The sequence below is a fragment of the Streptosporangium sp. 'caverna' genome, from assembly GCF_003203775.1.
GTDB classification, from domain to species: Bacteria; Actinomycetota; Actinomycetes; order Streptosporangiales; family Streptosporangiaceae; genus Streptosporangium; species Streptosporangium subroseum.
Genome location: NZ_CP029711.1, coordinates 4,284,678 through 4,311,014, shown reverse-complemented (window position 1 = coordinate 4,311,014; position 26,337 = coordinate 4,284,678). Strand labels below are relative to the sequence as shown.

Here is a 26,337-nt window from a genome sequence, read left to right as displayed (position 1 = left end):
GCTATATCTAAATATGTCGGTCCGGTGGTCGGCGTGGTCTAGCGGTCGGCCTCCAGCGCCTCGGCGCGGTCCACCAGGGCCCGCAGCACGCGGAACCAGGTCTCGGCAAGATCCTGGACGGCCCCCTCGGTCAGCACCCCGGAGGCGTAGGACCAGGAGGCGACGAACTCCGGGCCTCCTGTCCGATCCTCGGTCAGGGCGTTGACGGTCAGGGCGTGGGACATGGGCGTCTCCGGATCGTCACCGAGATCCGCCGCCTCGGATTCGGCCGCCCACGACCAGTCGGTCGCCTCGGGGAGGCCGAAGCGGCCGAGGTAGTTGAACTGGATCTGTGGCTCCCCGTGGCGGGCCAGCTCCGGCCCGGTCACCGGGTTCAGGTGCCGCAGCAGGCCGTGGCCGATGCCCGCCTCCGGCAGGGCGGCCAGATGCTCCCCGATCCGGGCCAGCGCCTCGTCGAGCGCGGGCCCCCCGGCGAACGCGTCCGCCAGGTCCACGGCGCCCGGGTCCAGGCGGACCGGGACGACGCTGGTGAACCAGCCGACCGTGCGCGACAGGTCCGCGTTGCCCGCCAGCTCCTCCTGGCGGCCGTGGCCCTCCAGGTCCACCAGCACCGAGTTGCCGGGGCTCGCCACATCCGCCCGGCGACGCCAGTCGGCGACGGCCAGCGCCAGAGCGGTCAGCAACACGTCGTTGACGGTCGCGCCGAAGGCGGTGGGCACCCGGCTGAGCAGCGGCGCCGTACGGTCCGCGGGCAGGGTGAGGGACAGCTGCCGCGAGGTGGCGACCACATCCCGCTCCGGGTCGAGGCCCCGCGCCATGGGGAGCGGGTCACCGCCGGAGAGGATCGAGGTCCAGAGCGGCAGCTCGTCCTCGCGAACAGGGTCCGTGGCCCACTCGCCGAGCAGTTCCGACCAGCGGCGGAACGACAGCCCGACCGGCGCCGGCTCCACCGGCCCGCCGGCCAGGACGTCCTGCCAGGCGGCGGCGAGGTCGGGCAGCAGGATGCGCCAGGACACGCCGTCCACCGCCAGGTGGTGGATCATCAGGAGCAGCCGTCCCGGACGGTCGCGGCCCGCGTCGAACCAGACCGCCCGCACCATGTCACCCGTCTCCGGATCGAGGCGGGACCGGGCCGCGCGAGCATGCTCGGCGATGACCGCGCGAAGCGCCGTCTCCTCGGCCGCCTTGTCGCCTGCCCCGCCGGTCGTCTCCTCATCCTCAGCCGCCTTGTCGTCTGCTCCGCCGGTCGTCGCATCGGCCGTCTTGTTGGCCACCGCATCGGTTGTCGTACCAAGTACGGACGTGTCGACCCGGACGAGCCAGGACGCCACGTCCACCGCGCCCGGGGCGGGCACCCGCAGCGACCACCGCTCGGCGCCGTCCCCGCCGGAGGAGGGTTCGGTACGGGTCCGCTCCAGGCGGGCCCGCAACATGTCGTGCCGGTCCGCCACGGCCTGGAGCACGGACCTGAGTCCGGCCTCGTCCAGAGCCGCGGGGGTCTGCAGGAGTGCCGCCTGGTGGTAGCCCCGGAGCGGGCCGCCACGCTCCCGCAGGGCGTGCATGATCGGGGTCAGCGGGACCGTGCCCGTACCCTCGTGCGCCCTGCTTCCGGCGTCCGAGCCCAGCGTGACGGCGACGGCGGCCAGGGCAGCGACCGTGCGGTGCTGGAAGACCTCGCGCGGGGTGATCCTCAGGCCCGCCGCGCGGGCCCGGCTGACCAGCTGCATCGCGACGATGCTGTCACCGCCGAGGGCGAAGAAATCGTCGTCGGCGCCGGCCTCGGACACGCCGAGCACCTCGGCGACGACCGCGGAGAGGGCACGTTCGACGTCGCCCGCGGGCTTGCGTCCGCCGGCGGACGTGAAGTCCGGCACCGGGAGCGCCCTGCGGTTGAGCTTGCCGTTGGACAGCAGCGGCAGCCTCTCCAGGACCACCACCGCCGCCGGGACCATGTAGTCCGGCAGGGCCGCCGCCACGGACGCCCGCAGAGCGGCCGGATCCGGGGAGCCTGTTCCCCCGGCCAAGTCTGGAGATCCATTCTCGGCCGGGTCCGGGAGGCCGGTGCCGTCGGCCGGGTCCGGAGACCCGTTCCCGGTCAGGAGAGGAGAAGCGGTCTCCTCGGACGGGACCACGTAGGCGACCAGCTGCCTGACCCTGGGCCGGTCCTCGCGGGCGACGACCACGACCTGGGAGACGGACTCGTGCCGGTCGAGTACGGCCTCGATCTCGGCCAGCTCGATGCGGTAACCGCGGATCTTCACCTGGTCGTCGGCGCGCCCGCCGTACTCCAGCCGCCCGTCGGCGTTCCAGCGGGCCAGGTCGCCGGTGCGGTACATGCGAGCGCCCGCCTCACCGGACAGGTGCCCGAACGGGTCGGCGACGAACCGCTCGGCGGACAGGCCCGGGCGGCCGAGGTAACCACGGGCCAGGCCCGCGCCGGCGAGGTACAGCTCACCGGTGACACCCGGCGGAACGGGCCGCAGGGCGGCGTCGAGCACGTAGGCGCGGGTGTTGCCGACCGGGCGGCCGACCAGCGGGGACTCGCTGTCGCGGACCCGGGCGACCAGGGCGTCCACGGTGGCCTCCGTGGGGCCGTAGAGGTTGAACGCCTCGGTGGAGCGCAGTCCGGCCAGGTCGCTCCAGAGCGAGTCCGGCACCGCCTCGCCGCCGACGCCGACCACGGCGAGCGGGCACTCGCCGTCCTCGATCAGGCCGACGTCGGCCATCTGCGCGAAGAACGAGGGCGTGACCTCGATGAAGTCCAGCCGCTGCTCGCGGATGGCCGCGACCGTCAGCTCGGGGTCGCGACGCGTCTCGTCGTCCAGGATGTGCAGCGCGTGCCCGTCCAGCAGCCACAGCTGCGGCTGCCACGACGCGTCGAAGGAGAACGACCAGGCGTGGCCGACGCGCAGGTGGCGGCGGCCGGTGGCGTGCTTGGCCGGGTCGTGGAGCGTCCGGCGGTGGCTGTGGAAGAGGTTGACGACGCTGCTGTGGCAGACCACCACACCCTTGGGGCGGCCGGTGGATCCGGAGGTGTAGATGACGTACGCCGGGTGCCGCGGATCCGGGGCGGTGACGAGGTCGCTCCCGGGTTGGACGGCGAGCCGTCCGGCGGTCTCGGGCGTGTCGAGCCGTAGCTTCGGCACGCCGCTGTCCGGCAGGGCGTCCGCGAGCTCCGCACTGGTCAGGATCAGCCGGGGCCGGGCGTCGTCGAGCATGTCGAGCACCCGCTCGGCGGGCAGGTCCGCGTCGATGGGCAGGTAGGCCGCGCCCGACTTCAGCACGGCGAGGATCGCGAGCAGGTGGTCCGCCGAGCGCGGCAGTGACAGGACGACGATCCGCTCCGGTCCCGCGCCGTGCTCGGCGAGCAGGCGTGCGAGCCGGTTGGCGCGCTCGTTGAGCTCGGCGAAGGTCCAGGTGACCGTGCCCGAGACGACGGCGACCGCGTCCGGGGTGGCGGCCGCCTGGGCCTCGAAGATCGCCGGGACGGTGGCGGGCGCGCCGGGCGCCACGGGGAGCGCGGTGTCGTTCCAGGTCGCGAGGATGGTGCGGCGGTCGGCGGAGCCGAGGATGTCGACCCGGCCGAGGAGCTGTTCGGCGTCGGCCGTCATCACCTCGAAGAGCCGGACCATCGAGGCGGTCATCCGCTCGGCCGTCGCACGGTCGAACAGGTCGGGCCGGTACTCGGCGGTCAGGGCGAGGCGGTCGGCGGGCTCGACCGCCCAGGCGAACGGGTAGTGGGTCGAGTCCTGGTGGTCGCGTACGGCGGTGCGCAGGCCGTCACCGGCCCCGAGGGCGGGGCCCCCGGCGTCGGGGTAGGACTCGAACACGATGAGCGTGTCGAAGAGCTCGCCCAGCCCGGCCCGGCGCTGGATGTCGGCCAGGCCGTGGTGCTGGTGGACGATGAGCCGGGACTGCTCGTCCTGGAGACGGTCGAGGAACACCGACAGGGGCTCGTCGTCGGCGACGCGGACCCGGACCGGAACCGTGTTGATGAACAGGCCGATCATCGACTCGACGCCGTCCAGCTCCGGGGGCCGCCCGGAGACGGTCGCGCCGAAGACCACGTCGTCGCGGCCGGTGAGCCGCGACAGCAGGATGCTCCAGGCGCCCTGGACCAGGGTGTTGACGGTCAGGCCGCGGGATCGGGCGAGAGCCGTCAGCGCCTCGGTCAGCTCCCGGGTCAGGTGCGTGGTGAGCGCCTCGGGCACGATCGGGGTCCGGTTCGGATCGGCGGGCACCAGGTGGGTGGGCTCGTCCAGGCCGTCCAGGGCCTCGGCCCAGGCGGCGGCCGAGGCGTCGGCGTCCTGCCGTGCGAGCCAGGCGAGGAAGTCCCGGTACGGGGCCGGCGGACCGGAGGGATCCGTCGCCGGGGCGTGCGACCCGGAGGCGTCCGCCCCGTGGACGTGCAACCCGGAAGAGTCCGCCTCAAGGGCGCGCGGCTCGGAGACGTCCGCCCCACGGGTGTGCGATCCGGAAGAGCCCGCTCCACGGGCGTGCAGATCAGAGGAGACCTCCCCACGGGCGTGCGATCCGGAGGGACTCGCCCCCCGGGCGTAGAGCTCGGACAGCTCGCGCATCAGCTGTGACACCGACCAGCCGTCCAGCAGCAGATGCTGGTGGGACAGCACCAGGCGGTGCCGGCCGGAACCGAGGCGGGCCAGCATCAGTCGCAGCAGCGGCGGCTCGGACGGCGTGAAGCGGCGCCGTTCCTGGGCGAGACAGCGGGTCCACCGGGCTTCGCGGGCCTCCTCGTCCAGCTCCGAGAGGTCCACCTGGCGCCAGGGCAGGGCGACCGCATGCGGTATGACGGCCACCGGGCGGCCGGAGGACAGGTATCGGAAGCCGGCGCGCAGGTTGGCGTGCCGGTCGAGCAGGGCCTGCCCGGCCTCGCGCAGCCGGGCGGCGTCGAGCGGGCCGTCGAGGTCGTACGACACCTGGACCGTGTAGACGTCCGGTCCGTCGGAGCCGGAGTCGAACGAGGCGTGGAACAGCAGGCCCGCCTGGAGCGGCGTCAGCGGCAGGATCTCGGCGGCGTCCCCGGCCGGCACCTCGGCGCGCTCGTCGTCGGTGAGCGTGACGAGCGCGGCGTCCACGGCGTCCACGAAGGAAACACCGCCTGCGGGCACGGCCGTACCGTCGGCGGCGGCCTGCACCCCGGCGACGGCGGCCAGCGCGGCGACCGTCCGGTGCCGGAAGACGTCCCGGGGACTGATCACCAGCCCGGCCGCCCGTACCCGGCTGACCAGCTGCATGGCGACGATGCTGTCACCGCCGAGGGTGAAGAAGTTGTCCTCGACGCCGACGCGCTCGAGGCCGAGGACGGCGGCGAACAGCTCGCACAGCAGTTCCTCGCGCGGGGTGCGCGGGAGGGTATCGGTCACCTCGGCCGCGAAGTCGAACGCCGGCAGGGCCCTGCGGTCGAGCTTGCCGTTCGGGGTGAGGGGGACGGCGTCCAGGGTGACGAAGGCCGCCGGGACCATGTGCTCGGGCAGCGCGGCGCGGGCGTGGTCGCGCAGGGTCGCGGACCCGGGGGCCTCTCGGCCGGGGGCCGGGACGACGTAGGCGAGCAGCCGTTCCTCGCGGACGACCACCGTGGCGTGCGCCACCGCCTCGTGGCGGGACAGCACCGCCTCGATCTCGCCCAGCTCGATCCGGAAGCCCCTGACCTTGACCTGGTCGTCGGCCCGGCCGAGGAACTCCAGCGACCCGTCACGGCTCCACCGCACCAGGTCACCGGTGCGGTACATGCGCGTGCCGGACGCGCCGTACGGGTCGGCGACGAACCGTTCGGCGGTCAGGCCGGGGCGGTCCAGGTAACCCCGGGCGAGCTGGACCCCCGCGAGGTACAGCTCTCCGGCCACGCCCGGCGGCACCGGGCGCAGCGCGTCGTCCAGCACGTACGTCCTGGTGTTCCACACCGGCCGTCCGATCGGGACGACCGGTGCGCCCGGCAGGACCTGGATCGCGGTCACGTCGACGGACGCCTCGGTCGGCCCGTACAGGTTGTGCAGCTCGGCGCCGAGCACGGAGTGGAAGCGGGAGGCGAGGTCGGCGGGCAGCGCCTCGCCGCTGCACATCACCCGGCGCAGCCCCTCACACCGCGCGGCGCCCGGCTCCAGCAGGAACGCCCGCAGCATCGACGGCACGAAGTGCACCGTGGTGATCCGCTCGTCCTGGATCAGCCCGGCCAGGTACGCCGGGTCCCTGTGGCCCTCCGGCCTGGCCACCACCAGCGCCGCCCCGGTGACCAGCGGCCAGAAGAACTCCCACACCGACACGTCGAAGCTGGACGGCGTCTTCTGCAGCACCCGGTCCTCGGCGGTCAGGCCGTAGGCGTCCTGCATCCACAGCAGGCGGTTGACGATGCCCTCGTGCGGCACCACCACGCCCTTGGGGCGGCCGGTGGATCCGGAGGTGTAGATCACGTACGCCGGGTGCCGGGGGTCGTACGATGCGGGCAGCTCTCCGGGCGGGCCGTCGGGCAGCTCGTCCCGCAGCACGCATACTGGGCGGGCCTCCTCGAGCATGAACGCGACGCGTTCCTTCGGGTAGTCCGCGTCCAGCGGCAGGTACGCCGCGCCCGTACGGTGCACCGCCAGCAGGGCGACCACCAGTTCCACCGAGCGCGGCAGCGCCACCGCCACCGTGCGTTCGGGGCCGGCGCCCATCCCGGCCAGCGCCCGTGCTGCGCGTTCGACGCGGGAGTCCAGCTCCGCGTAGGTCAGGCGCTCGCCGGTGAAGACCAGGGCGAGCGCGTCCGGCGTCCGTGCCACCTGGGCGCGGAACAGCTCCGGCAGGGTGGTCGGCTCCACCGCTCGCGCGGTGTCGTTCCACTCGCCGACGACCAGCTCGCGCTCCCGCTCGTCCAGCACCTCCAGCTCACGCACCGGGCGGCCGGGGTCGGCGACGACCTGGCGCAGCAGCCGCACCAGCCGCCGCGCGATCTGCTCGACCGTGTCGTGGTCGAACAGGTCGGCGCTGTACTCGATCCAGCCCTGGATGCCGTTTCCGTCTCCCCGCTCGACGAAGTCGAAGCTCAGGTCGAACTTCGCGGTCTCCTGATCGAGCGGTTCCGGCCGCGCGGACAGCTCCGGGAGGTCGGGGGCCGTGCCCTGGCCGGTCAGATAGACGACCATCACCTGGAACAGCGGGTGCCTGGCCAGCGAGCGGGTGGGGTTGATCGCCTCCACCAGCCGCTCGAACGGCAGGTCCTGGTGCTCGTAGGCGGCCAGGTCGGTCTCGCGCACCCGTGCCAGCAGCTCGCCGAAGGTGGGCGCGCCGGACAGGTCGGTGCGCAGCACGAGGGAGTTGACGAAGAACCCGACCAGGTCCTCCAGGCTCTCGTCGACGCGTCCAGAGATCGGCGCGCCGAGGGGGATGTCCTCCCCCGCTCCCAGCCGGTGCAGCAGCGCGGCCACGGCCGCCTGGGCCACCATGAACATGCTGACGCCCTGGTCGCGGGCGAGCCCGCGCAGGCCGCGCTCCAGCTCGGGGTCGAGCGTCAGCCCGACCGCCCCGCCGCGGTGGCTGCTCTCCTGGGGACGCGGCCGGTCCGCCGGGAGCGACAGCTCCTCGGGCAGCCCCGCCAGGGCCCGCTGCCAGAAGGCGAGCTGGCGCGCCTGCGGGCTACCGGGGTCGTCGGCGTCGCCGAGCATGTCACTGTGCCAGAGGGTGTAGTCGGCGTACTGGACCGGCAGCGGCGCCCACCGCGGCGCTCCGCCTTCGATGCGGGCCCGGTAGGCGGTGGCGAGATCGTCCCACAGGGGCCGGTCCGACCACTCGTCACCGGCGATGTGGTGGACCACCAGCAGCAGCACGTGCTCCTGCGGCGCCACCCGGAACACCCGGGCCCGCAGCGGCGGTTCGCGGTCGAGCTCGAAGCCCTGCCCTGCCGCCTCCGCCAGCCGTCCGGGGAGCTCGTCCTCCGTGACCTGTTCGGTGCGGGTGACGACGCGGACCGCGTCGGGGTCGAGGACGAGCTGGTGGGGGTGTCCGTCCCGTTCGGGGAAGACCGTGCGCAGGCTCTCGTGCCGGATCGCCAGATCCCGCACGGCGGCCCCCAGCGCCTCCGGGTTCAACGGGCCCGACAGCCGCCAGGCCATCGGGATGTTGTAGACGGGACTCGGGCCCTCCAGCCGGTACAGGACCCACAGCCGCTGCTGGGCGAAGGACAGCGGCAGGAGCTCCGGCCGGACGGCGGGGGCGAGTACGGGCATGCCGCCCGTCTCCTCCTCCCGCTCTTCCCGCAGCCGCTCGGCGAGCCGGGCGACGGTGGGGGCCTCGAAGATCGCGCGAAGGGTGATCTCGGCGCCCAGCGCCGTACGGATGCGGCTGATCAGCCGCATCGCCAGCAGGGAGTGGCCGCCGAGGGCGAAGAAGTCGTCGTCGACGCCCACCCGGTCCACCCCCAGCACGGCGGCGAACAGCTCGCACAGGATCTCCTCGCGGGCGTCGCGGGGGCGCCGCCCGGCGGTGACGGCCCCCGGATCCGGAGAGGGCAGCGCGCGGCGGTCCAGCTTTCCGCTGATCGACCTCGGCAGGGTCTGGAGCTGTACGAAGGCCGCCGGGACCATGTGCTCGGGCAGCGCGGCGGCGAGGTGCGCCCGCAGCTTCGCGGGGTCGATGCCCGGGCTGGAATGAGCGCCTGAGTGAACGCCGGGATGAGCGCCAGAGCGGGAGCCGGAATGAGCTCCCGGGTGGGAGCCGGACGACGGGACCACGTAGGCCACCAGTCGCCGCGCGCCGGGGACGTCCTCACGGATCGCCACGGCGGCCTGCGCCACGTCGGGGTGCGTGCTCAGCACCGCCTCGATCTCGCCGAGCTCGATCCGGAAGCCGCGCAGTTTCACCTGGTCGTCGGCCCGGCCGAGGAAGGCGAGGGTGCCGTCGGCGCGGCGTCGCACCAGGTCGCCGGTCCGGTACATGCGACTGCCCGGCGTCCCGAACGGGTCGGCGACGAACCGCTCGGCGGTCAGCCCCGAACGACCGAGGTATCCGCGGGCCATGCCCTCACCGGCCACGTAGAGCTCGCCGGGCACGCCGACCGGGACCGGCTGCAGCGTGGCGTCCAGCACGTGGGCGCGGGTGTTGGCCACCGGCGCCGCCCAGGGCCCCGTACGGCCGGCGCCCTGGGCGGGGCCGTCGTGCCGCTCTCCGTCACGCCGACCGTTCTCATGCCGACCTGCGTCGTGCCTCCCACTCTCCTGCGGGTCTCCGTCGTACCCGCCGCCCTCATGCCGGTCTCCGTCGTGCCGGCCGGCGCTGTGCCAGCCGTAGGCGTCGACGGCGGACTCGGTCGGTCCGTACATGTCGTGGACCACCGTGCCGGGCAGCGCGCACAGCCGGTTCCAGAGCGAGGCGGGGGTGGCCTCGCCGCCCACCACGATGACTCCGGGGCGGGAGCGGCCGGGGTCGAGGAAGCCGTGGTGAACCATTTCCTGCAGGTAGGTGGGGGTGACGTCGACGTAGTCGATGTGTTCGTCCGCCAGGTAGGCCAGCAGGGCGGCCGGGTCGGTCATGGTGGTCTCGTCGACGACGTGCAGCTCGTGGCCGGCCAGCAGCCAGAGCATCGGCTCCCAGGAGCCGTCGAAGCTGAACGACGCGGCGTGCACCGCGCGCAGCGTCTCGCGGCCGGCGGCCCGGCGGGCCGGTTCGATGAGGTCCTCGCGGTTCGAGCCGAACAGGTTGCTCAGGCCGCCGTGGGTGCCGAGCACGCCCTTGGGCCTGCCGGTGGACCCGGAGGTGTAGATGACGTACGCGACGGAGGACGGCAGCACGCGAGTGCTCGAAACGGACGCTGACGGCAGGGCGTGAGCGTCGGGGAATGACGGCGACGTACCGGTGCCGGGGGTCGACGAGGACGGCAGCGCGTGAATACCGGGAACAGGTAGACGGTCACCGGAGTGGCCCGCCCGCTCCACGACGAACCGCGCGTCGACGCCGTCGTCGGCGGCAGCCGCTCCCCGGGAGTGACTCGCCCGCTCCGAGAGGGTCCGCGGATCGTCGAGCAGCAGCAGGTCGGTCCGCCCGGCGGGAAGCCCCGGGGCGATGGCCGAGGTGGTGAGCACGCACACCGGTGCCGCGTCGTCGAGCATGTACTCCAGTCGTTCGGCCGGATAACCGGGGTCGAGCGGGAGGTAGGCGGCGCCCGCGGTGAGCACCCCGAGGATCGCCGGCACCATCTCGGCCCGGGGAAGGGCCAGCCCGACCACGCTCTCGGCGCCCAATCCGCGACGCAGCAGCAACCCGGCGATGCGGTCGACCTCGGCGGACAGCTCGTCGAAGGTCGTCCGGCGGCCGTCGGCGACCAGCGCGACCTGCTCGCCCCTCCTCCGGGCGGCGTCGGCGAACAGCTCGGGGACCGTGCGCCGTTCCACCGGTCGCGCGGTGTCGTTCCACGCACCCAGGGACGCCTCGCGCTCCTGCTCGGTCAGTACGGGCATCCGGCTGATCGGCCGGCCCGGATCGGCGGCCAGCCGGCCCAGCAGTGCCACGGTGCGGTCGGCCAGTGCCTGGGCCGTTCCCCGGTCGGCGAGGTCCTCGGCGTACTCCAGCAGCAGGGTGACGCGGTTCTCGCCGGCGTGGTCGACGAAGGTGAAGTCCAGGTCGAACTTGGCGGTCTCGATCCGGGTCGGCCACCACTTGGTGGGCAGGTCCAGGACCTGCGGGTCGCCGTCGGGGTGGTAGTGGTAGCCCATCATGACCTGGAACAGCGGGTTGCGGCCCGGCTCGCGCGGCGGGTTGACCGCCTCCACGATCCGTTCGAAGGGCATGTCCTGGTGCTCGAAGACGGCCAGGTCGGCGTCTCTGACCCGGTTCAGCAGTTCGGTGAACGTCGGGTCGCCGGACAGGTCGGTGCGCAGCACCAGCGTGTTGACGAAAAAACCGACCAGATCGTCCAGGGCGCTGTCGGTGCGCCCGGCGATCGGGGCGCCCAGCGGGATGTCGGTGCCCGACCCCATCCGGTGCAGCAGGGTGGCGACCGCCGCGTGAAGCAGCATGAACATGCTGGTACCGGTCTCGGCGCACAGGGCGCGCAGGGCCTGGGCGGTCTCGGTGGGCAGCTCCGTGCGCACCGTGCCGGCGCGACCGGTCGGTTCGGCGGGACGGGTCCGGTCGAGCGGCAGCGGGATCTCCTCCGGCAGGCCGGTCAGCGCCCCGGTCCAGAAGGCGAGCTGCCGCGCGCCCTCGCTACCGGGGTCGGCCGGATCGCCGAGGAGCCGCTGCTGCCAGAGGGTGTAGTCGGCGTACTGCACCGGCAGCGGCGCCCACCGCGGCGCCCCGCCCTCGCGACGTGCCAGGTAGGCGGTGTCCAGGTCGGCGAGGAAGGGCCGGTCGGACCACTCGTCGGTGGTGATGTGGTGCAGCACGATCGCCACCGTGTGGTCGTCCGGGGCCACCCGGAGCACCTCGGCCCGCAGCGGGAGTTCGGTTCCCAGGTCGAACGGGCGGCCGACTGCGGCGCCGATCCGGGCGTCCAGCTCCTCCGGCGGGCAGTCCTCGACGGTGAAGTACGGCTCGGCCCCGCCGATGGGCACGACCAGCTGGTACGGCTCGCCCTCGTGTTCGGCGAAGACGGTGCGCAGCGCCTCGTGACGGTCCGCAACGTCGCACAGCGCCCGGTGGAGCGCGACGGTGTCCAGCGCTCCTCGCAGCCGGAAGACCAGCGGGAAGTGGTAGGCGTCGCCACCGCTGAGCCGTTCGGCCAGCCACAGCCGCCGCTGCGCCGGGGAGACAGGGATGCGCTCGGGGCGTTCCGCCGCTGGCGTGACGGCCGCCCGGGCAGGCCGGCCGGCGTCGGCACGGCCGGCCAGCAGGGCGGGCGTCGGGGCCTCGAACAGGTCGCGGATGGCGAGTTCGGCGCCCAGTTCCGTACGGGCCCGGCTGATGAGCCGGGTGGCGAGCAGCGAGTGGCCGCCGAGGTCGAAGAAGTTGTCCTCGGCGCCGACCTTCGGCAGGACCAGGACCTCGGCGAAGAGACGGCAGAGCACCTCCTCCTGGGCGGTCTGCGGCCCGCGTCCTCCGGCGAGCGGCACCGGCGGTTCGGCGTCGGGCAGCGCCCGCACGTCGAGCTTGCCGTTGTCGTTCATGGGCAGCCGGTCGAGGGTGACGAAGGAGGCCGGAACCATGTAGTCGGGCAGCTGCTGCCGCAGGTCCTCCCGGAGCCGCCGGATGAGACCGCTCGTGCCGCGCGTCGCCGTCGGGGTGTTGGCGTACGGGGCCGCGCCGCCGCCCGGCGGGTAGAGGCCCGCGGTGACCCGGAACTCTCCCCGTACGAAGACGGCGTCGTAGCGGCCCGGCTCGCGCGACCAGGTGGTGAGGAGCCGGTAGCCCTCCCTCGCCCCGAGCTCGTGCAGCGCCTCGGGCTCCACTCCCCCGGTCGTCGCGGCTCCGCGCTCGCTGGCGGCACGGGCGTCGGGGACACCGGTCACCCGCAACCGCTCCGGCCGCCTCTCGCGCAGGTGGCGGGCGAGCCCGCCGGCCCACACCGGCTCGTCGGTCCCTTCCGGCATCGGCCCGTCGGCCGGCTCCGGCACCGGCCCGGCAGCCCCTCCCGGCACCGGCTCATCGACTGACTCCGGCACCGGCCCGCCGGCTGACTGCGGCATCGCCCCGGCGATCCGTCCCGGCACCGGCTCGCCGGACCGGATCCGCCCGTCGGCCCAGTCCAGCACCGGCTCGTCTCCGAGCCGGACGTCGGCCTCACCGTGGTAGAGCACGGCGTCGTAGCGGTAGCGGGTCAGCTCGTTGTGGTGGTGTCCGCGCTTGGTGCGCAGGTCGACGCCGAAGCCCAGGGTGGTGAAGTAGTCGGGGTCGACGAGGAGTTCCTTCTCCAGCGCGAGGTTCCGCTCGACGGCCCGGCGGACGTGCTCGGGATCGGCGTCCTCCCCCGCGCGGGTGAGCTGGATGCCGGTGTGGAAGGCGCGGGCCTGCCGCAGGTTCCGCACGTCGCCGACGAACAGGGCGCCGCCGGGCGCGAGCAGCCCCATGGCGCCCCGGATGACCTCGGTCAGGTGGTCGACGCTCGGGAAGTACTGGATGACGGAGTTGATGACGATCGTGTCGAAGTAGCCGGTGGGCAGCCCCTCGGTCACGTGGGCGGGCCGGCAGCGCAGCTCGACCTTGGCGGCCAGCTCGGGGTCACGACGTAGGTCCTCGCCGATCTTGCGGATCACGGGTGCGGCGAAGTCCGTCGCCCAGTACGCCTCCGCCTCGGGCGCCAGGCGCGACAGCAGCAGGCCGGAGCCGACGCCGATCTCCAGGATCCGGCGCGGGCGCAGCTCCCGGATGCGGGCGACGGTCTGCTCGCGCCATTCGCGCATGTGCTCGAGCGGGATGGGCCGCCCGTCGTAGCTGCTGTCCCAGCCCGCGAAGTCCTCGGTGAAGACGGCGGTGCTGATCTGCTCGTACTCGTCGGAGTAGATCTCCTGCCACTCGTCGATCCGCTCCCGTTCGGCGGACTCCCGCTCCTCGCCGGTGAGTTCGGCGGGCACGACGTAGCCGACGAGGCGCTGGGTGCCGGGGGCCGACGGGTCGTCGCGCGCGATGACGGCGGCCTGGGCGACCTGGGGGTGCCCGGCGAGCACGGTCTCGATCTCGCCCAGTTCCACCCGGTAGCCCCGGATCTTGACCTGGTCGTCGGTGCGGCCGAGGAAGTCCAGGTTGCCGTCGGCGCGGCGGCGCACCAGGTCGCCGGTACGGTACATGCGCTCGCCCGACTCGCCGTAGGGGTCGGCGACGAACCGTTCGGCGGTCAGGCCCGGCCGGTCGAGGTAGCCGCGGGCGAGGCCGATGCCGGCGATGTACAGCTCGCCGGGGACCCCGTCGGGGACCGGGCGCAGCCAGGCGTCCAGGATGTGGGCGCGGGTGCCGCGGATGGGGCGGCCGACGGTGGAGGTGGGGCTGTCGTCCGTACCGCCGCCGAGGGTGTTGATCGTGTACTCGGTGGGACCGTAGAGGTTGTAGCCGTAGGTGCCCTCGGTGTCACGGAGCCGGCTCCAGACCGTCTCCGACACCGCCTCGCCGCCGAGCAGCACCAGGGGCGGGCGGTGGCCTTCGAGCAGCCCTTCCTCGATCAGCAGGTGGGCGTAGGTGGGGGTGACGTTGACGACGTCGATGCGGTGGGTCTCGCAGTACGCGACCAGGGCCTCGGCGTCGCGCCGCAGCTCCTCGTCGCAGACGTGCACCTCGTGCCCCTCGACCAGCCAGAGCAGCTCCTCCCACGACATGTCGAAGGCGAAGGAGACCGTGTGCGCGACGCGCAGCCGCCGGCCTCCGGCGGAGGCGATGGCCGGGGCGAAGATCTCCTTCTGGTGGTTGAGCTGCATGTTGGTCAGGCCGCGGTACGGCGTGACGACGCCCTTGGGACGCCCGGTGGATCCGGAGGTGTAGATGACGTACGCCGGGTGTTCCAGGCTGAAGAGGGGACGGTCGGCCTCGGTGACCGGGTCGCCGGAGAGCCGGGCCAGCTCCTCCGCCGTCGCCGGATCGTCGAGCGAGACGCGCGGGACGTCCGGTGCGCCGGAGTTGTCAGGACCGGCGGGGCCGCCGGGAGCACGGAGGGCATCGGAGTCACCGGCGATTCCGAACGCACCGGGAACGCCGGACACGACGGAAGCACCGGACCCCCCGGGAGCACCGGAACCTTCGGGAGCACCGGAACCGCCTGAAGCACTGGAAGCGCTGGAAGCGCCGCCCTGCAGCCGCGCCGAGACCGCGGCGGTGCAGAGCAGCAGCGCCGGCCGGGCGTCGGCGAGCATCATCGTGAGCCGGTCGTCCGGGTAGTCCAGTTCCAGCGGCAGGTAGGCGGCACCGGTGCGCAGCACGGCGAAGAGCGCGACGACCATGTCGATGGAGCGCGGCAGGCCGAGCGCGACGATCTTCTCCGGTGCCGCGCCCCGGGCGAGCAGCAGCCTGGCCATGCGGTTGATCCGGGCGTCCAGGTCGGCGTAGGTGACGCTTGCGTCGCCGAAGACGAGCGCGGTCGCCTCGGGGGTGCGGGCGGCCTGGGCGGCGAGCAGGTCCGCGACGGTCTCCCGAGGGACGGGCACGCGACCCGCGGCCCACTCCCGCTCCAGCGCGACGCGCTCGGCGGGCAGCAGCGGGTCGAGACGGCCGGCGGGCGCGTCCAGGTCGTCGACCAGCCGCTCCAGGAGCAGGGTGAAGCGGTCCAGCAGGGCCTGGGCTCGCGGGCGGGCGATGACGTCGGGCCGGTGGGCGAGGGTGACCCGGATCCGCTCCCCCGGCGTCACGATGAGGTTGACGGGATAGTGGGTGGCGTCGACGTTGGCGACGGCGGTGGCGCCGTACCTGTCGGAGAGCTCCGCGAGCCGCTCCTCGGTGTCGCTGTTGCGCAGCACGAAGAGGGTGTCGAACAGCTGCCGGTGGCCGGTCTCGGCCTGTAGCACGCCCAGGCCCAGATACTCGTACGGCATCAGGGCCAGGCGCTCGCCCTGGACGCGCCGCAGCAGCTCCAGCACCGGCTCTTCCGCCCTGAAGGCGATGCGGGCGGGGACGGTGTTGAGGAACATGCCGATGACGTTCTCGACGTCCGGCACCTCGCTCGGCCGGCCCGCGACCGTGGTGCCGAAGACGACGTCGGTGCGGCCGGTGGCGCTGGCCAGTGCCAGGCCCCAGGCGGTGTTGAACACCGTGTTGAGGGTCAGGCCGTGCCGGCGGGTGGCGTCGCGCAGCCGGTCGCCCAGGTCTGCGGGGAGGTCGGCGTCCAGGCTCTCCGGGATGACCGGCTCCAGCCCCTGGCCGGCGGCGAGCAGGGTGGGCTCGTCCAGTCCGCCGAGGGCGGCACGCCAGGCACGGGTGGCGACCTCGGTGTCCTGGGCCTCCAGCCAGGTCAGGTAGTCGCGGTAGGAACCGGGATCCGGCAGTCCGCGTCCGTCGCCGTCGTTCTCGTACAGCGCGAAGAGCTGGTCGAGGAAGAGCCAGGCGGACCAGCCGTCCCAGAGCAGCAGGTGCCGTCCGATGACGAGCCGGTCGCCGCGGGCCTCGCCGAGGCGGATCAGCAGCATCCGGAAGAGCAGCGGCCGGGACAGGTCGAACCTGCGGGTCCGCTCCTCGTCCATCAGCTCGCGCAGCCGGACGTCCTGCGCGGCGGCGGGCAGAGCGGACAGGTCGACCTCTTCGAGCGGTATCTCGGGGTCGCCGACGATGAACTGCACCGGCTGGCGCAGGCCGTCGCTGGTGAACCCGGCGCGCAGGCTGGGGTTACGGGCCAGCAGTGCCCTGGTGGCGGTGCGCAGGCGTCCGGCGTCGAGGCGGACGGCGACGTCGAAGGACTCGTGGACCGTGTAGACGTCCAGGGCGCCGTCGTCGTACGTCGAGTGAAAGAACAGTCCTTCCTGGAGGGGCGCCAGCGGCCAGATGTCCTCCACGGAGCCGCCGAGGCGGCGCACGCGCTCGGTCTCCTCGTCGGTCAGCGCGAAGGCGACGCCCGGGTCGCGGGGTTCGGTCGCGGTCGCCGTCGTGGAGGCCACCGTCGCGGCCACCGCCAGGCCTGCGGGGGTGCGGTGTTCGAAGACGTCGCGGGGGTTCAGCTCCAGGCCCGCCCTGCGGGCGCGGCTGGAGACGCCGATCGAGGTGATGCTGTCGCCGCCGAGCATGAAGAAGTCGTCGTCGACGCCGACCTCGTCAAGCCTCAGCACGGCCGCGAAGATCTCGGTGAGGGCGCGTTCGCGCTCGTCACGCGGGGCGCGCGCCTCGGCACGCACCACCTGCGGGGCGGGCAGCGCGTTGCGGTCGAGCTTGCCGCTGGGAGTGAGCGGCAGGGCGTCGAGCACCACGTACGCCTCGGGCACCATGGGCGCGGGCAGCGCGTCGGCGAGGGCGGCCCGCAGCGCGGCCACATCGAACGAGTCCTGCGCGTCGCGGCCGGAGCCCTGCCCGTTCCCTCCGGAGACCGCGATCGGATCCTGCCGGTCATGGGCAGGAGAGTCGAGCGAGCCCTGCCCGTTCCGCACGGGGACGTCGGGCGAGTCCCGCCGGTCGTGGATCGGAACGTCGAGCGGGATCTGCCGGTTTCGCGTGGGGACGATGTATGCCACGAGCATCGACCCGTGGATGTCGACCGCCGCCTGGGCGACGGAGGGCCGGCCGGTCAGGGCGGCCTCGATCTCGCCGAGTTCGATGCGGTTGCCGCGCAGTTTGACCTGCCGGTCGGTGCGGCCCAGGTATTCGACGGCGCCGTCCTCGCGGCGGCGCACCAGGTCTCCGGTCCGATACATGCGACCGCCGGCCGGGCCGTACGGATCGGCCGTGAACCTCTCGGCGGTCAGGCCCGGCCGGGCGTGGTAGCCCCTGGCCAGCTGCACGCCGGTCAGGTACAGCTCGCCGGGCACGCCGGTCGGCACCGGGCGCAGGCAGGAGTCCAGCACCCGCAGGCCGGTGTTCCACACCGGGCGGCCGATGGGCACGGTGGTGTCCGCCGAGCCGTCGTAGGCGTGGTAGGTGACGTCGACGGCGGCCTCGGTGGGCCCGTACAGGTTGTGCAACGGCACCCCGGTGAGCGCCCGCCAGCGCGCGGAGGCGGCGCCGGGCAGCGCCTCGCCGCTGCTGAAGACGCGGCGCAGGCTGACGGCCCAGGACGGATCATCGGTGATCTCGTCGGCCCCCAGGAAGGCTTCGAGCATCGACGGCACAAAATGCATCGTGGTGATGCGCTGCTCGCGGATGAGCGCGGCCAGGTAGGACGGGTCGCGGTGCCCGTCGGGCTTGGCCAGCACCACCGCGGCGCCCTCGCACAGTGCCCAGAAGAACTCCCAGACGCTCACGTCGAAGCTGGACGGCGTCTTCTGCAGCACCCGGTCGTCGGCGCGCAGCCCGTACGCACCCTGCATCCACGCCAGCCGGTTGACGATGGCGCGGTGGGTGACGACGACGCCCTTGGGACGGCCGGTCGAGCCGGAGGTGTAGATCAGGTACGCCGGATCATCCGGCCCCGCGGCCATCGGGACGGGGTCCCCGCTCCCGTCGCCGGTGGCCGGGGCGTCGAGGATGAGTGGGGTGAGGCCGTCGGCCTCGGGCAGCCGTGGGGCCGTGGCGGCGGTCGTCACGACCGTCCTCGCGCCGGAGTCGGTGAGCATGTACGCGATGCGGTCGGCCGGGTAGTCCACGTCGACCGGCAGGTAGGCGGCGCCGGACTTCAGCACGCCGAGCAGCGCCACCATCAGTTCCGCCGAGCGCGGCACGGCGACCGCGACGACCCGTTCAGGACCGGCGCCCCGTGCGCGCAGGCGGACGGCCAGCTCCTCGGCGCGCGCGTCCAGCTCCTCGTAGGTGAGGCTCTCGCCGTCGTAGACGACCGCCGTGGCCCGCGGGGTACGGAGCACCTGGGCCTCGAAGGCGGCGGCCAGGGTGGTCTCGGGGACGTGCCGGCTCTCCCCCTCCGGCAGGGCTCGCGCCCGTTCCTCGTCCGACAGCAGCTCGACGTCGGCGACGATCTGCCCGGGGTCGGCGGCCAGTGCCCGGAGGATCCGGGTCAGCCGGTCCGCGATCCGCCGGACGGCCTCGCCGTCCAGCCGCCGGACGTGGTGCTTCAGGCGCAGGTCGAGCCGGCGGCCCGGCTTGACGATCAGGGCGAGCGGGTAGTGGACGGCGTCGTGGAACTCGTGACCCGTGATCCGGACCGTGCCGGAGGGGTCGCTGAGGCCGGTGCCGGACGGGTAGTTCTCGAAGACGACGAGAGTGTCGAAGAGCTCGCCGCCGCCCGCGAGGCCGGCGATGCGCTGGAGTTCGGCGAGACCGAGGTGCTGGTGGTCCAGGAGACCGGCCTGCTCGTCCTGGAGCCGGCCCACCAGGCCGGCCAGGGTGTCGGCGGGCTCCCATCGGAAACGGGTCGGCAGGGTGTTGATGAACAGGCCGACCATGGACTCGATGCCGTCGACCTCGGCGTCACGACCGGAGACGGTGGTGCCGAAGACCACGTCCTGACGGCCGGTCAGCCGTCCGAGGAGCAGGCCCCAGGCGCTCTGGACGACCGCGCCGAGGGTGACCCCGTGCTCCCTCGCGCGGGCCGCGAGCCGGGCGGTGACCCGTTCGGACAGCTCGACGCGGACCTGCTCGGACCTGAGCGGCGAGCCGTCCGCCGGGACGTCGACCAGACGGGTCGGCTCGTCGAGCCCGGCGAGCGCGGCCCGCCAGGCCGCGCGGGCGGCGTCGCGGTCCGCCGCCGACAGGCGGCGCAGGTATTCGCGGTAGGGGGCCACCTCGGGCAGCGCCGCGGGGGCGGCCCCGTAGGAGGCCATCAGCTCGCGGTGCAGCACCGGCAGCGACCAGCCGTCCGCCACGATGTGATGGAACGTCAGCACCAGCAGGCTGCGGTCGTGCCCGAGCCGCACCAGCGCGCACCGCACCAGCGGCGGCCTGGCCAGGTCGAACCGGCGGGCGCGCTCGCCGGCCGTGACGGCGTCGACGAGCGAGGGCTGCGCCTCGGCGTCCCGCGTGGACAGGTCCACCTCGTGCCAGGGCACCTCCAGACGCCCGGCGACGATCTGGACGGGCCTGCCGTCCGGGAGCTGGCGGAAGCAGGCGCGCAGCGGGGCGTGCCGGTCCAGCAGGTTCTGGGCGGCGCGGCGCAGTGCCTCGCCGTCGACCGGGCCGGCCAGCTCGATGACCTGCTGGACGACATAGGCGTCGCCGTCCGAGCCGTCCACGAGGGAGTGGAAGAAGAAGCCCTCCTGGAGCGGGCTGAGCGGCAGCAGATCCTCGACGGTGACCGGGTGATCGCCCTGGATCTCCGCGAGCTCGGCCGCGGTCACCTCGACGAGCGGGGTGTCGCTGGCCGTTCTTCCCGCGCGCGCTGCGTTCCCGGTCTGCCCCGGGTCTGCTGTGTTTCCGGCGTGCCCGATGTTCCCGGTGTTCCCGGCGTGCCCGGTGTTCCCCGGGTCTGCTGTGTTTACGGCGTGCCCGGCGTGCCCGGTGCCCGTACGGTCCACCGCGATCGGGGCCAGTGCGGCGACCGTACGGTGCCGGAAGATGTCCCGGGCGGTGAGCTGCAGTCCCGCCCCGCGGACGCGGATGAGCAGCTGGATGGCGATGATGCTGTCGCCGCCGAGGGCGAAGAAGTCGTCGTCGATCGAGACCGACCGCAGGCCCAGCGCCTCCGCGTACAGCGCGCAGAGCAGCTCCTCACGGACGTCGCGCGGAGCGCGGCCGGAGCTGAGGGCGGCGTAGTCGGGGACCGGGAGCGCGGCGCCGTCCAGCTTGCCGCTCGGGGTGACAGGAAGCCGGTCGAGGGGGACGAACGCCGAGGGGACCATGTAGTCGGGGAGCCACTCGGCCCCGTAGGAGCGCAGGGTCTTCATCAGGGCGGTGACGTCCCGGAACGGCACGGGCCGGTTGGCGTGCGGGAAGGTGCCGGCCGGGCGGTAGAGGACGCCGAGGGGCGTGTCCCCGGAGGCGAAGACCGCGTCGAGGCCGCCGTCGTCGGCGTGGCCGTTCCAGGTGGTGGCCACGCGGTAGCCGTGCCGGGCGGCGAGGGCGTGCAGGGTCTCGGGATCGGTGTCGTCCGCCGGGGCGGCGGGGCGGCTGCTGTCCTCAAGGGCGTACAGCGCGGTGAGGTCCTCGGTGAGCCGGGCGTTGGGGAGGCCGGTGATCCGGAGCCGGACGGGCCGGGCGGCCAGGCGGGCGTCGAGTGCGTCGAGGCTGCCGAGGTCGTCCCAGCGGATCTCCTCCGCGCCGGCCAGAACCGACGCCCCGTCTCCGTCCGCCACGTCGGCGACGTCCGGCGTGACAGCACCCGGCGTGGCGACATCCTGTGCGGCGGGGGCGCCCGGCATCGCGGCGGTGCCCGATGCGGCGAGATCAGCCGGTGGGACGGCATCGGAGGTGGCGGGGACGCCCGGTGTGACGGCGGGCCGCTTCCGCAGCACCACGTCGTAGCGGTACCGGGTCAGCTCGTTGTGGTGGGCGCCCCGCTTGATGCGGATGTCGGCCTCGAAATCCTCCAGCGTTCCGAAGAAGTCGGGGTCGAGCAGCAGCTCGCCCTCCCAGGCCACGGTCCGCTCGACGGCCGCCAGCAGGGCCTGCTTGTCCTCGGGGTCGGCGCCACGCCGGGTCTCGACGGCGGCTCGCAGGCAGCGCAGCAGGCGCAGGTTCCGTACGTCGCCGACGAAGAGGCTGCCACCGGGGGCCAGGAGCGTCCCGGCCTTGCGCAGCACGTCCGCCAGATACTCGGCGCTCGGGAAGTACTGGGCGACGGAGTTGACGATCACGGTGTCGAAGAAGCCCGTGGGAAGTCCGGTGACGTCGTGCGCGGGCTGGGCGCGCAGTTCCACTCGGCCGGCCGGCTCCGGCACCGCGTCGACCTGGACGCGCAGTGCCCGTACCGCCTCCTCGGAGAGGTCCGTGCCCCAGTAGGTCTCGCAGCCGGGTGCGACGCGGGAGAGGATGAGCCCGCTGCCGACGCCGATCTCCATCACCCGGCGCGGCCGCAGCTCCTCGATGCGGCCGATCGTGGCGTCCCTCCACTCCCGCATCTCCGCGACCGGGATGGGCAGACCGTCGTACATGCTGTTCCAGCCCGCGAAGTTCTCCTGGAAACCCTCGGAGCCGGCGGCGGAGTAGAGCAACTCGTGGAGGTCCTTCCACTCCTCCACCTGCTCGGTCTCGTCGTGGCCGGCCTCGGCTTCGAGCGACGGGACGACGTAGGCGGCCAGCCGCCGGTCGCCGGGCCGGTCCTCGCGGACCACGACCGCGACCTGGTCCACGGCCGGGTGCCCCCGCAGTACGGACTCGATCTCACCGGGCTCGATCCGGAATCCGCGGATCTTCACCTGCGAGTCGACGCGGCCGAGATACTCCAGCCGCCCGTCGGGCTTCCAGCGCACCAGGTCGCCTGTGCGGTACAGCCGCTGCCCCGCCGCTCCGAAGGGGTCGGCGACGAACCGCTCGGCGGTCAGGTCAGGCCGTCCGAGGTAGCCGCGTGCCAGCCCCTCGCCGCCGAGGTACAGCTCGCCCGAGACCCCCGCGGGGACGGGTCGCAGGCGGCCGTCGAGTACGTAGGCCCGCGTGCCCGGGTCGGGGACGCCGATGGGCACGATGGAACCGGACGGGATGTCGGGGTCGCACAGGCCGAGGGTGGAGTTGGTGGTCGCCTCGGTCGGCCCGTAGGCGTTGAACATCATCCGGCCGCGCGCATAGCGGCCGACCAGCTCGGGCGAGACGCGTTCCGTACCGGCCAGCAGGGTGGCGGCGGGCGGCAGGTGGACGTCGTCCGGCATGGCGGCGAGCAGGGCCGGGGGCAGGATCATGAAGGTGATGCCGTTGGCGTTCGCGTAGTCGGTGAGCGGCGCGCCGGGCACCCGGCGTTCGGCCGGTACGACAACGAGGCGTCCACCGGAGAGCAGGCCGAGGCACAGGTCCCAGAAGGCCACGTCGAAACTGGGCGAGGCGAACTGCAGGACGCGGCTGTCCGGCCCGATGCCGAAGCGCTCGCTCTGGGTGGCCACGAGCTTGGCGACCCCGGCGTGGGAGAGCACGACGCCCTTGGGGCGGCCGGTGGAACCCGAGGTGTAGATCACATATGCCGCGTTGAGGATGGACAGCGGTCCCCGGTCGGTCTCCGCCGGGTCGTGGCTCGGGCGGGCCGCCAGCTCCAGCGCCGTCTCCGGCGCGTCGAGGACCATCGGCTCCATGCCGTCGCACGGGGGGATGTCCGCCACCGTGCCGGCGGTGGTGACCAGGCAGGCGGGCGTGGCGTCGGCCAGCATGTAGGCGATGCGGTCGGCCGGGTAGTCGGTGTCGACCGGCAGGTAGGCGGCGCCGGACTTCAGGACGGCCACCTCGGCGACGATCAGCTCGGCCGACCGGGGCAGGGCCAGGGCCACCACGCGCTCGGCCCCGGCGCCACGCGCGATCAGCGCGTGGGCCAGCCGGTTGGCACGCTCGTCCAGCTCGGCGTAGGTGAGGCGGGTGTCCTCGAAGACCAGGGCGACGGCGTCCGGCCGCAGGCGGACCTGCTCGGCGAACATCTCCGGCCAGGTGCGCAGCGGGACGAGGTGGTCGGTGTCGTTCCACCCGACGAGAATCCGGTGCCGTTCCTCGCCGCTCAGCAGCTCCAGCTCACCGACGGGGGCGTCCGGTCTGGCCAGGCCGTCGGCCAGCAGCGTCGCGTAGTGGCCCAGCAGCCGATCGACGGTCGCGGCCTCGAACAGGTCGGGGCGGTAACGCATCCGCGCCTCTCCCGCCGAGACCTCCAGCGCCATGTCCAGCGGTCCCGCGGTCTCCCCCGCCCCGCCGTCGGCGCCGGTCCCCCCGCTGAAACCGGTGCCTGTTCCAAAGCCGGTGTCCGTGCCGGTGCCGGTGCCGGTGTTCGTGTCCGTGCCGGTGCCGGTGTCCGTGTCCGTGCCGGTGCCGGTGTCCGTGTCCGTGCCGGTGCCGGTGCCGGTGCCGGTGTCCGTGTCGGTACCGGTGTCCGTGTCCGTGTCGGTACCGGTGCCTGTGCCAGTGTTCGTGCTGAAGCCCGTGTTGAAGAACAGCCCGCCGCCGCGCGTGGGTTCCGGCCGCAGCCCGTCCACAAGCGCGGACAGCGGCATCCGGTGCGCCCGCGCCTCCTCGCAGGCGTCGGTCACGCGTCGTACCAGCTCACCGAAGCTCGTGTCGCCGCTCAGCTCGACCCGCACCGGTAGCCCCTCGTACCCGACGCAGACGTCATTCACCCCGCCGTAGCGGTGCAACAGCGCGACGTATGCGGCGAGCAGGGACGCCTCGGGCGCGGCGACGGCGAGTGTGCGGCTGCGCGTCTCCAGATCCTCGGCGGGCAGCAACGGGTACGGGAAGTCGACCGGGAGGGCCGTCTCCTGCGGAAGCGGAGCGAGTCGTCGACCCCAGTACGCCGTCACATCTTCAATAGCGGACACAGGTGACCGAGCCTCCCAAGCTGCGCAGAACCGGCTCATGTCGAGCCACGACCGCACATACTAAGGTAAGCATTACCTAAGTAGATAGACCCCCACCGTGAGAAGCCCTACAGTCCTGGACGTTAAAGTTAAGGACTGCCTAACCTAAGGAAGTTGCAAAGTGGAGACAGCTCGGTGACCCGGAGCGAGAGGCTGCGCCCGGCCTTTCTCGTGGCGCTGCTCAGCGCCGTCCTCGTCGCGCTCTGCCTGCTGTCGATCGCGCTCGGCGCTCGGAGCATCCCCCTCGACCAGGTGGTCAGAGCGCTGCTCGGCCAACCGGGCAGCGAGCTCATCGAGAACGTCATCTGGTCGGTACGGGTGCCACGCACCGCACTGGGCCTCACGGCCGGCGCCGCCCTCGGGCTGTCCGGCGCGCTCATGCAGGCGCTGACCCGCAACCCGCTCGCCGATCCGGGCCTGCTGGGCGTCAGCGCCGGCGCCTCCTTCGCGATCGTGCTGTCGGTCGCGGTGCTCGGGCTGGGATCGCTGTTCGAATACATCTGGTTCGCGTTCGCGGGCGCGCTCATCGCGAGCGTTCTGGTCTTCCTGCTGGGCAGGCTGGGGCGTTCCGGCCTGACGCCGGTCAAGCTCGCGCTCGCCGGGGTCGCCGTGACCTCGCTGCTGTCCTCGATCACCAGTGCCATCGTCCTGACCAACCCCGAGGCGCTCAACCGCTACCGCTTCTGGGCGGCCGGTTCGCTCGCCGACCAGGGCGGCGATGTGGTGCTCCAGATCCTGCCGTTCGTCGCCGCCGGCGCGGTGCTGGCACTGGCCTGCGCGCCCGCGCTCAACAGCCTGGCACTCGGCGACGACGTGGCCGCCTCGCTGGGACAGCGACTCGGTCTCATACGACTTCAGGGGGTAATCGCGATCACGCTGCTCACCGGCGCGGCGGTGACCGTCATCGGCCCCGTCGTCTTCATCGGACTGGTGGTCCCGCACCTCGCCAGGATCCTCGTCCAGCACGTGGGGCTGGGCCCCGACCACCGCTGGCTGCTACCGCTGTCGGCGGTGCTCGCGCCCTGCATGCTGCTGGCCGCGGACATCGTCGGACGGGTCATCGAACGGCCCCTCGAGATCCAGGCCGGGATCCTCGTCGCCCTGATCGGCGGCCCGTTCTTCATCGCCATGGTCCGCCGGCGCCGACTCGCGGAGGTGTGAGCATGGTTCGCCAGTCTCCCAACGCCCGTCCCGACACCCCGTCCGACGCCCACCTCGGCGCCTCGGCCGACATCCGTCCCGATGGCCCGGCCGACACACGTCCCGACACCCCGCCCGACGCCCACCTCAATGCCCCTGCCGATGGCCGTTCTGATGACCGTCCCCGCGGCTTCTGGAATCTCGGGAAGGCCCGGCGCCGCTCCGGCGGAACGGCCCCCGCGCCTTCCCATCGGACCTTCCGCCTGGCCGCGCCGCCCGTCTCCGGGATCCTGCGACCCCGGCTGATCGCGGTGTGCGCGGCGCTCGCCGTCGCCACCTTCCTGATCCTCTGCTGGGGTGTCTCGACCGGCGACTACCCGATCAGCCTGATCGGAGTCATGAAGGCGCTGATCGGCTCCGGCGACCCCGGCACCCTGCTGGTCGTCCGGGAGCTGCGGCTGCCGCGCGCCGTGGTCGGCCTGCTGGTCGGCGTCGCCTTCGGCATCTCCGGTGCGCTGTTCCAGACCATGACGCGCAACCCGCTGGCCAGCCCGGACATGATCGGCATCACCGAGGGCGCCGGCACCGCCGTCGTCGCCGGCATCGTGTTCGGCTGGAGCGGCGGCCTCGGCACCCAGACGTTCGGGCTGATCGGCGCGCTGGCCACCGCCCTGCTCGTCTACGTGCTGGCCTGGAAGCGCGGTACCACCGGCTACCGGATCGTCCTGGTCGGCATCGGGGTGTCGTGGATCTGCACCAGCGCCACCGACTACCTGGTGGCCAGGGGCGGGCAGTTCCAGGCGCAGGCCGCACTCGGCTGGCTGGTCGGCAACCTCAACGGCCGCACCTGGGACCAGGTGGTCCCGCTCACCGTCGTCATGGTGGTGCTGGTGCCGGCGGCGCTCATGCTGAGCCGTCTGATGCGCACGCTCCAGCTGGGCGACGACGTCGCCGCCGGCCTCGGCACCCCCGTGCAGCCTGTCCGTCTCGCCCTGCTGCTCACGGGCGTCGGGCTCGTCGCCTTCGGCACCGCGGCGGCCGGCCCGATCGCCTTCGTGGCACTCGCCGCACCGCAGATCGCCCAGCGGCTGGCCCGCACCGCCTGGCCGCCCCCGATCGCCTCGGGACTGGCCGGGGGCCTGGTCGTCCTCGCCAGCGATCTCATCGCGCGCACGCTGATCTCCGGCACGGAACTGCCCGTCGGGATCGTCACCGGCGTCCTCGGGGCGCCGGTCCTACTCTGGCTGCTCATCCGCGCCAACCGCGCGGGCTCAGGAGGCTGAAC

At 73.3% G+C, this 26,337-nt stretch carries 3 protein-coding genes; 2 read left to right on the top strand and 1 reads right to left on the bottom strand.

The window, feature by feature from the left end; translation table 11 throughout:
- Positions 1–38: 38 nt before the first annotated feature.
- Positions 39–23,873 (bottom strand): non-ribosomal peptide synthase/polyketide synthase, encoded by a 23,835-nt coding sequence (locus tag DKM19_RS52745; RefSeq protein ID WP_305000314.1) that lies wholly within the window; start codon positions 23,871–23,873, stop codon positions 39–41.
- Positions 23,874–24,047: 174 nt separating this feature from the next.
- On the opposite strand from DKM19_RS52745, the gene DKM19_RS18995 reads away from it, so the two are divergent.
- Both DKM19_RS18995 and DKM19_RS18990 read left to right on the top strand, forming a co-directional pair.
- On the top strand, positions 24,048–25,073 hold the full coding sequence (locus DKM19_RS18995; protein ID WP_204358860.1) for an iron ABC transporter permease: 1,026 nt from the start codon (positions 24,048–24,050) through the stop codon (positions 25,071–25,073).
- A 2-nt stretch (positions 25,074–25,075) separates the two neighbouring features.
- Positions 25,076–26,335 (top strand): iron chelate uptake ABC transporter family permease subunit, encoded by a 1,260-nt coding sequence (locus DKM19_RS18990; RefSeq protein ID WP_239514325.1) that lies wholly within the window; start codon positions 25,076–25,078, stop codon positions 26,333–26,335.
- Positions 26,336–26,337 lie beyond the last annotated feature (2 nt).

What these genes read in the sequence shown, in the direction of transcription:
- DKM19_RS18990 (WP_239514325.1), top strand. Translation starts at nt 25,076, where the DNA reads ATGGTTCGCCAGTCTCCCAACGCCCGTCCCGACACCCCGTCCGACGCC.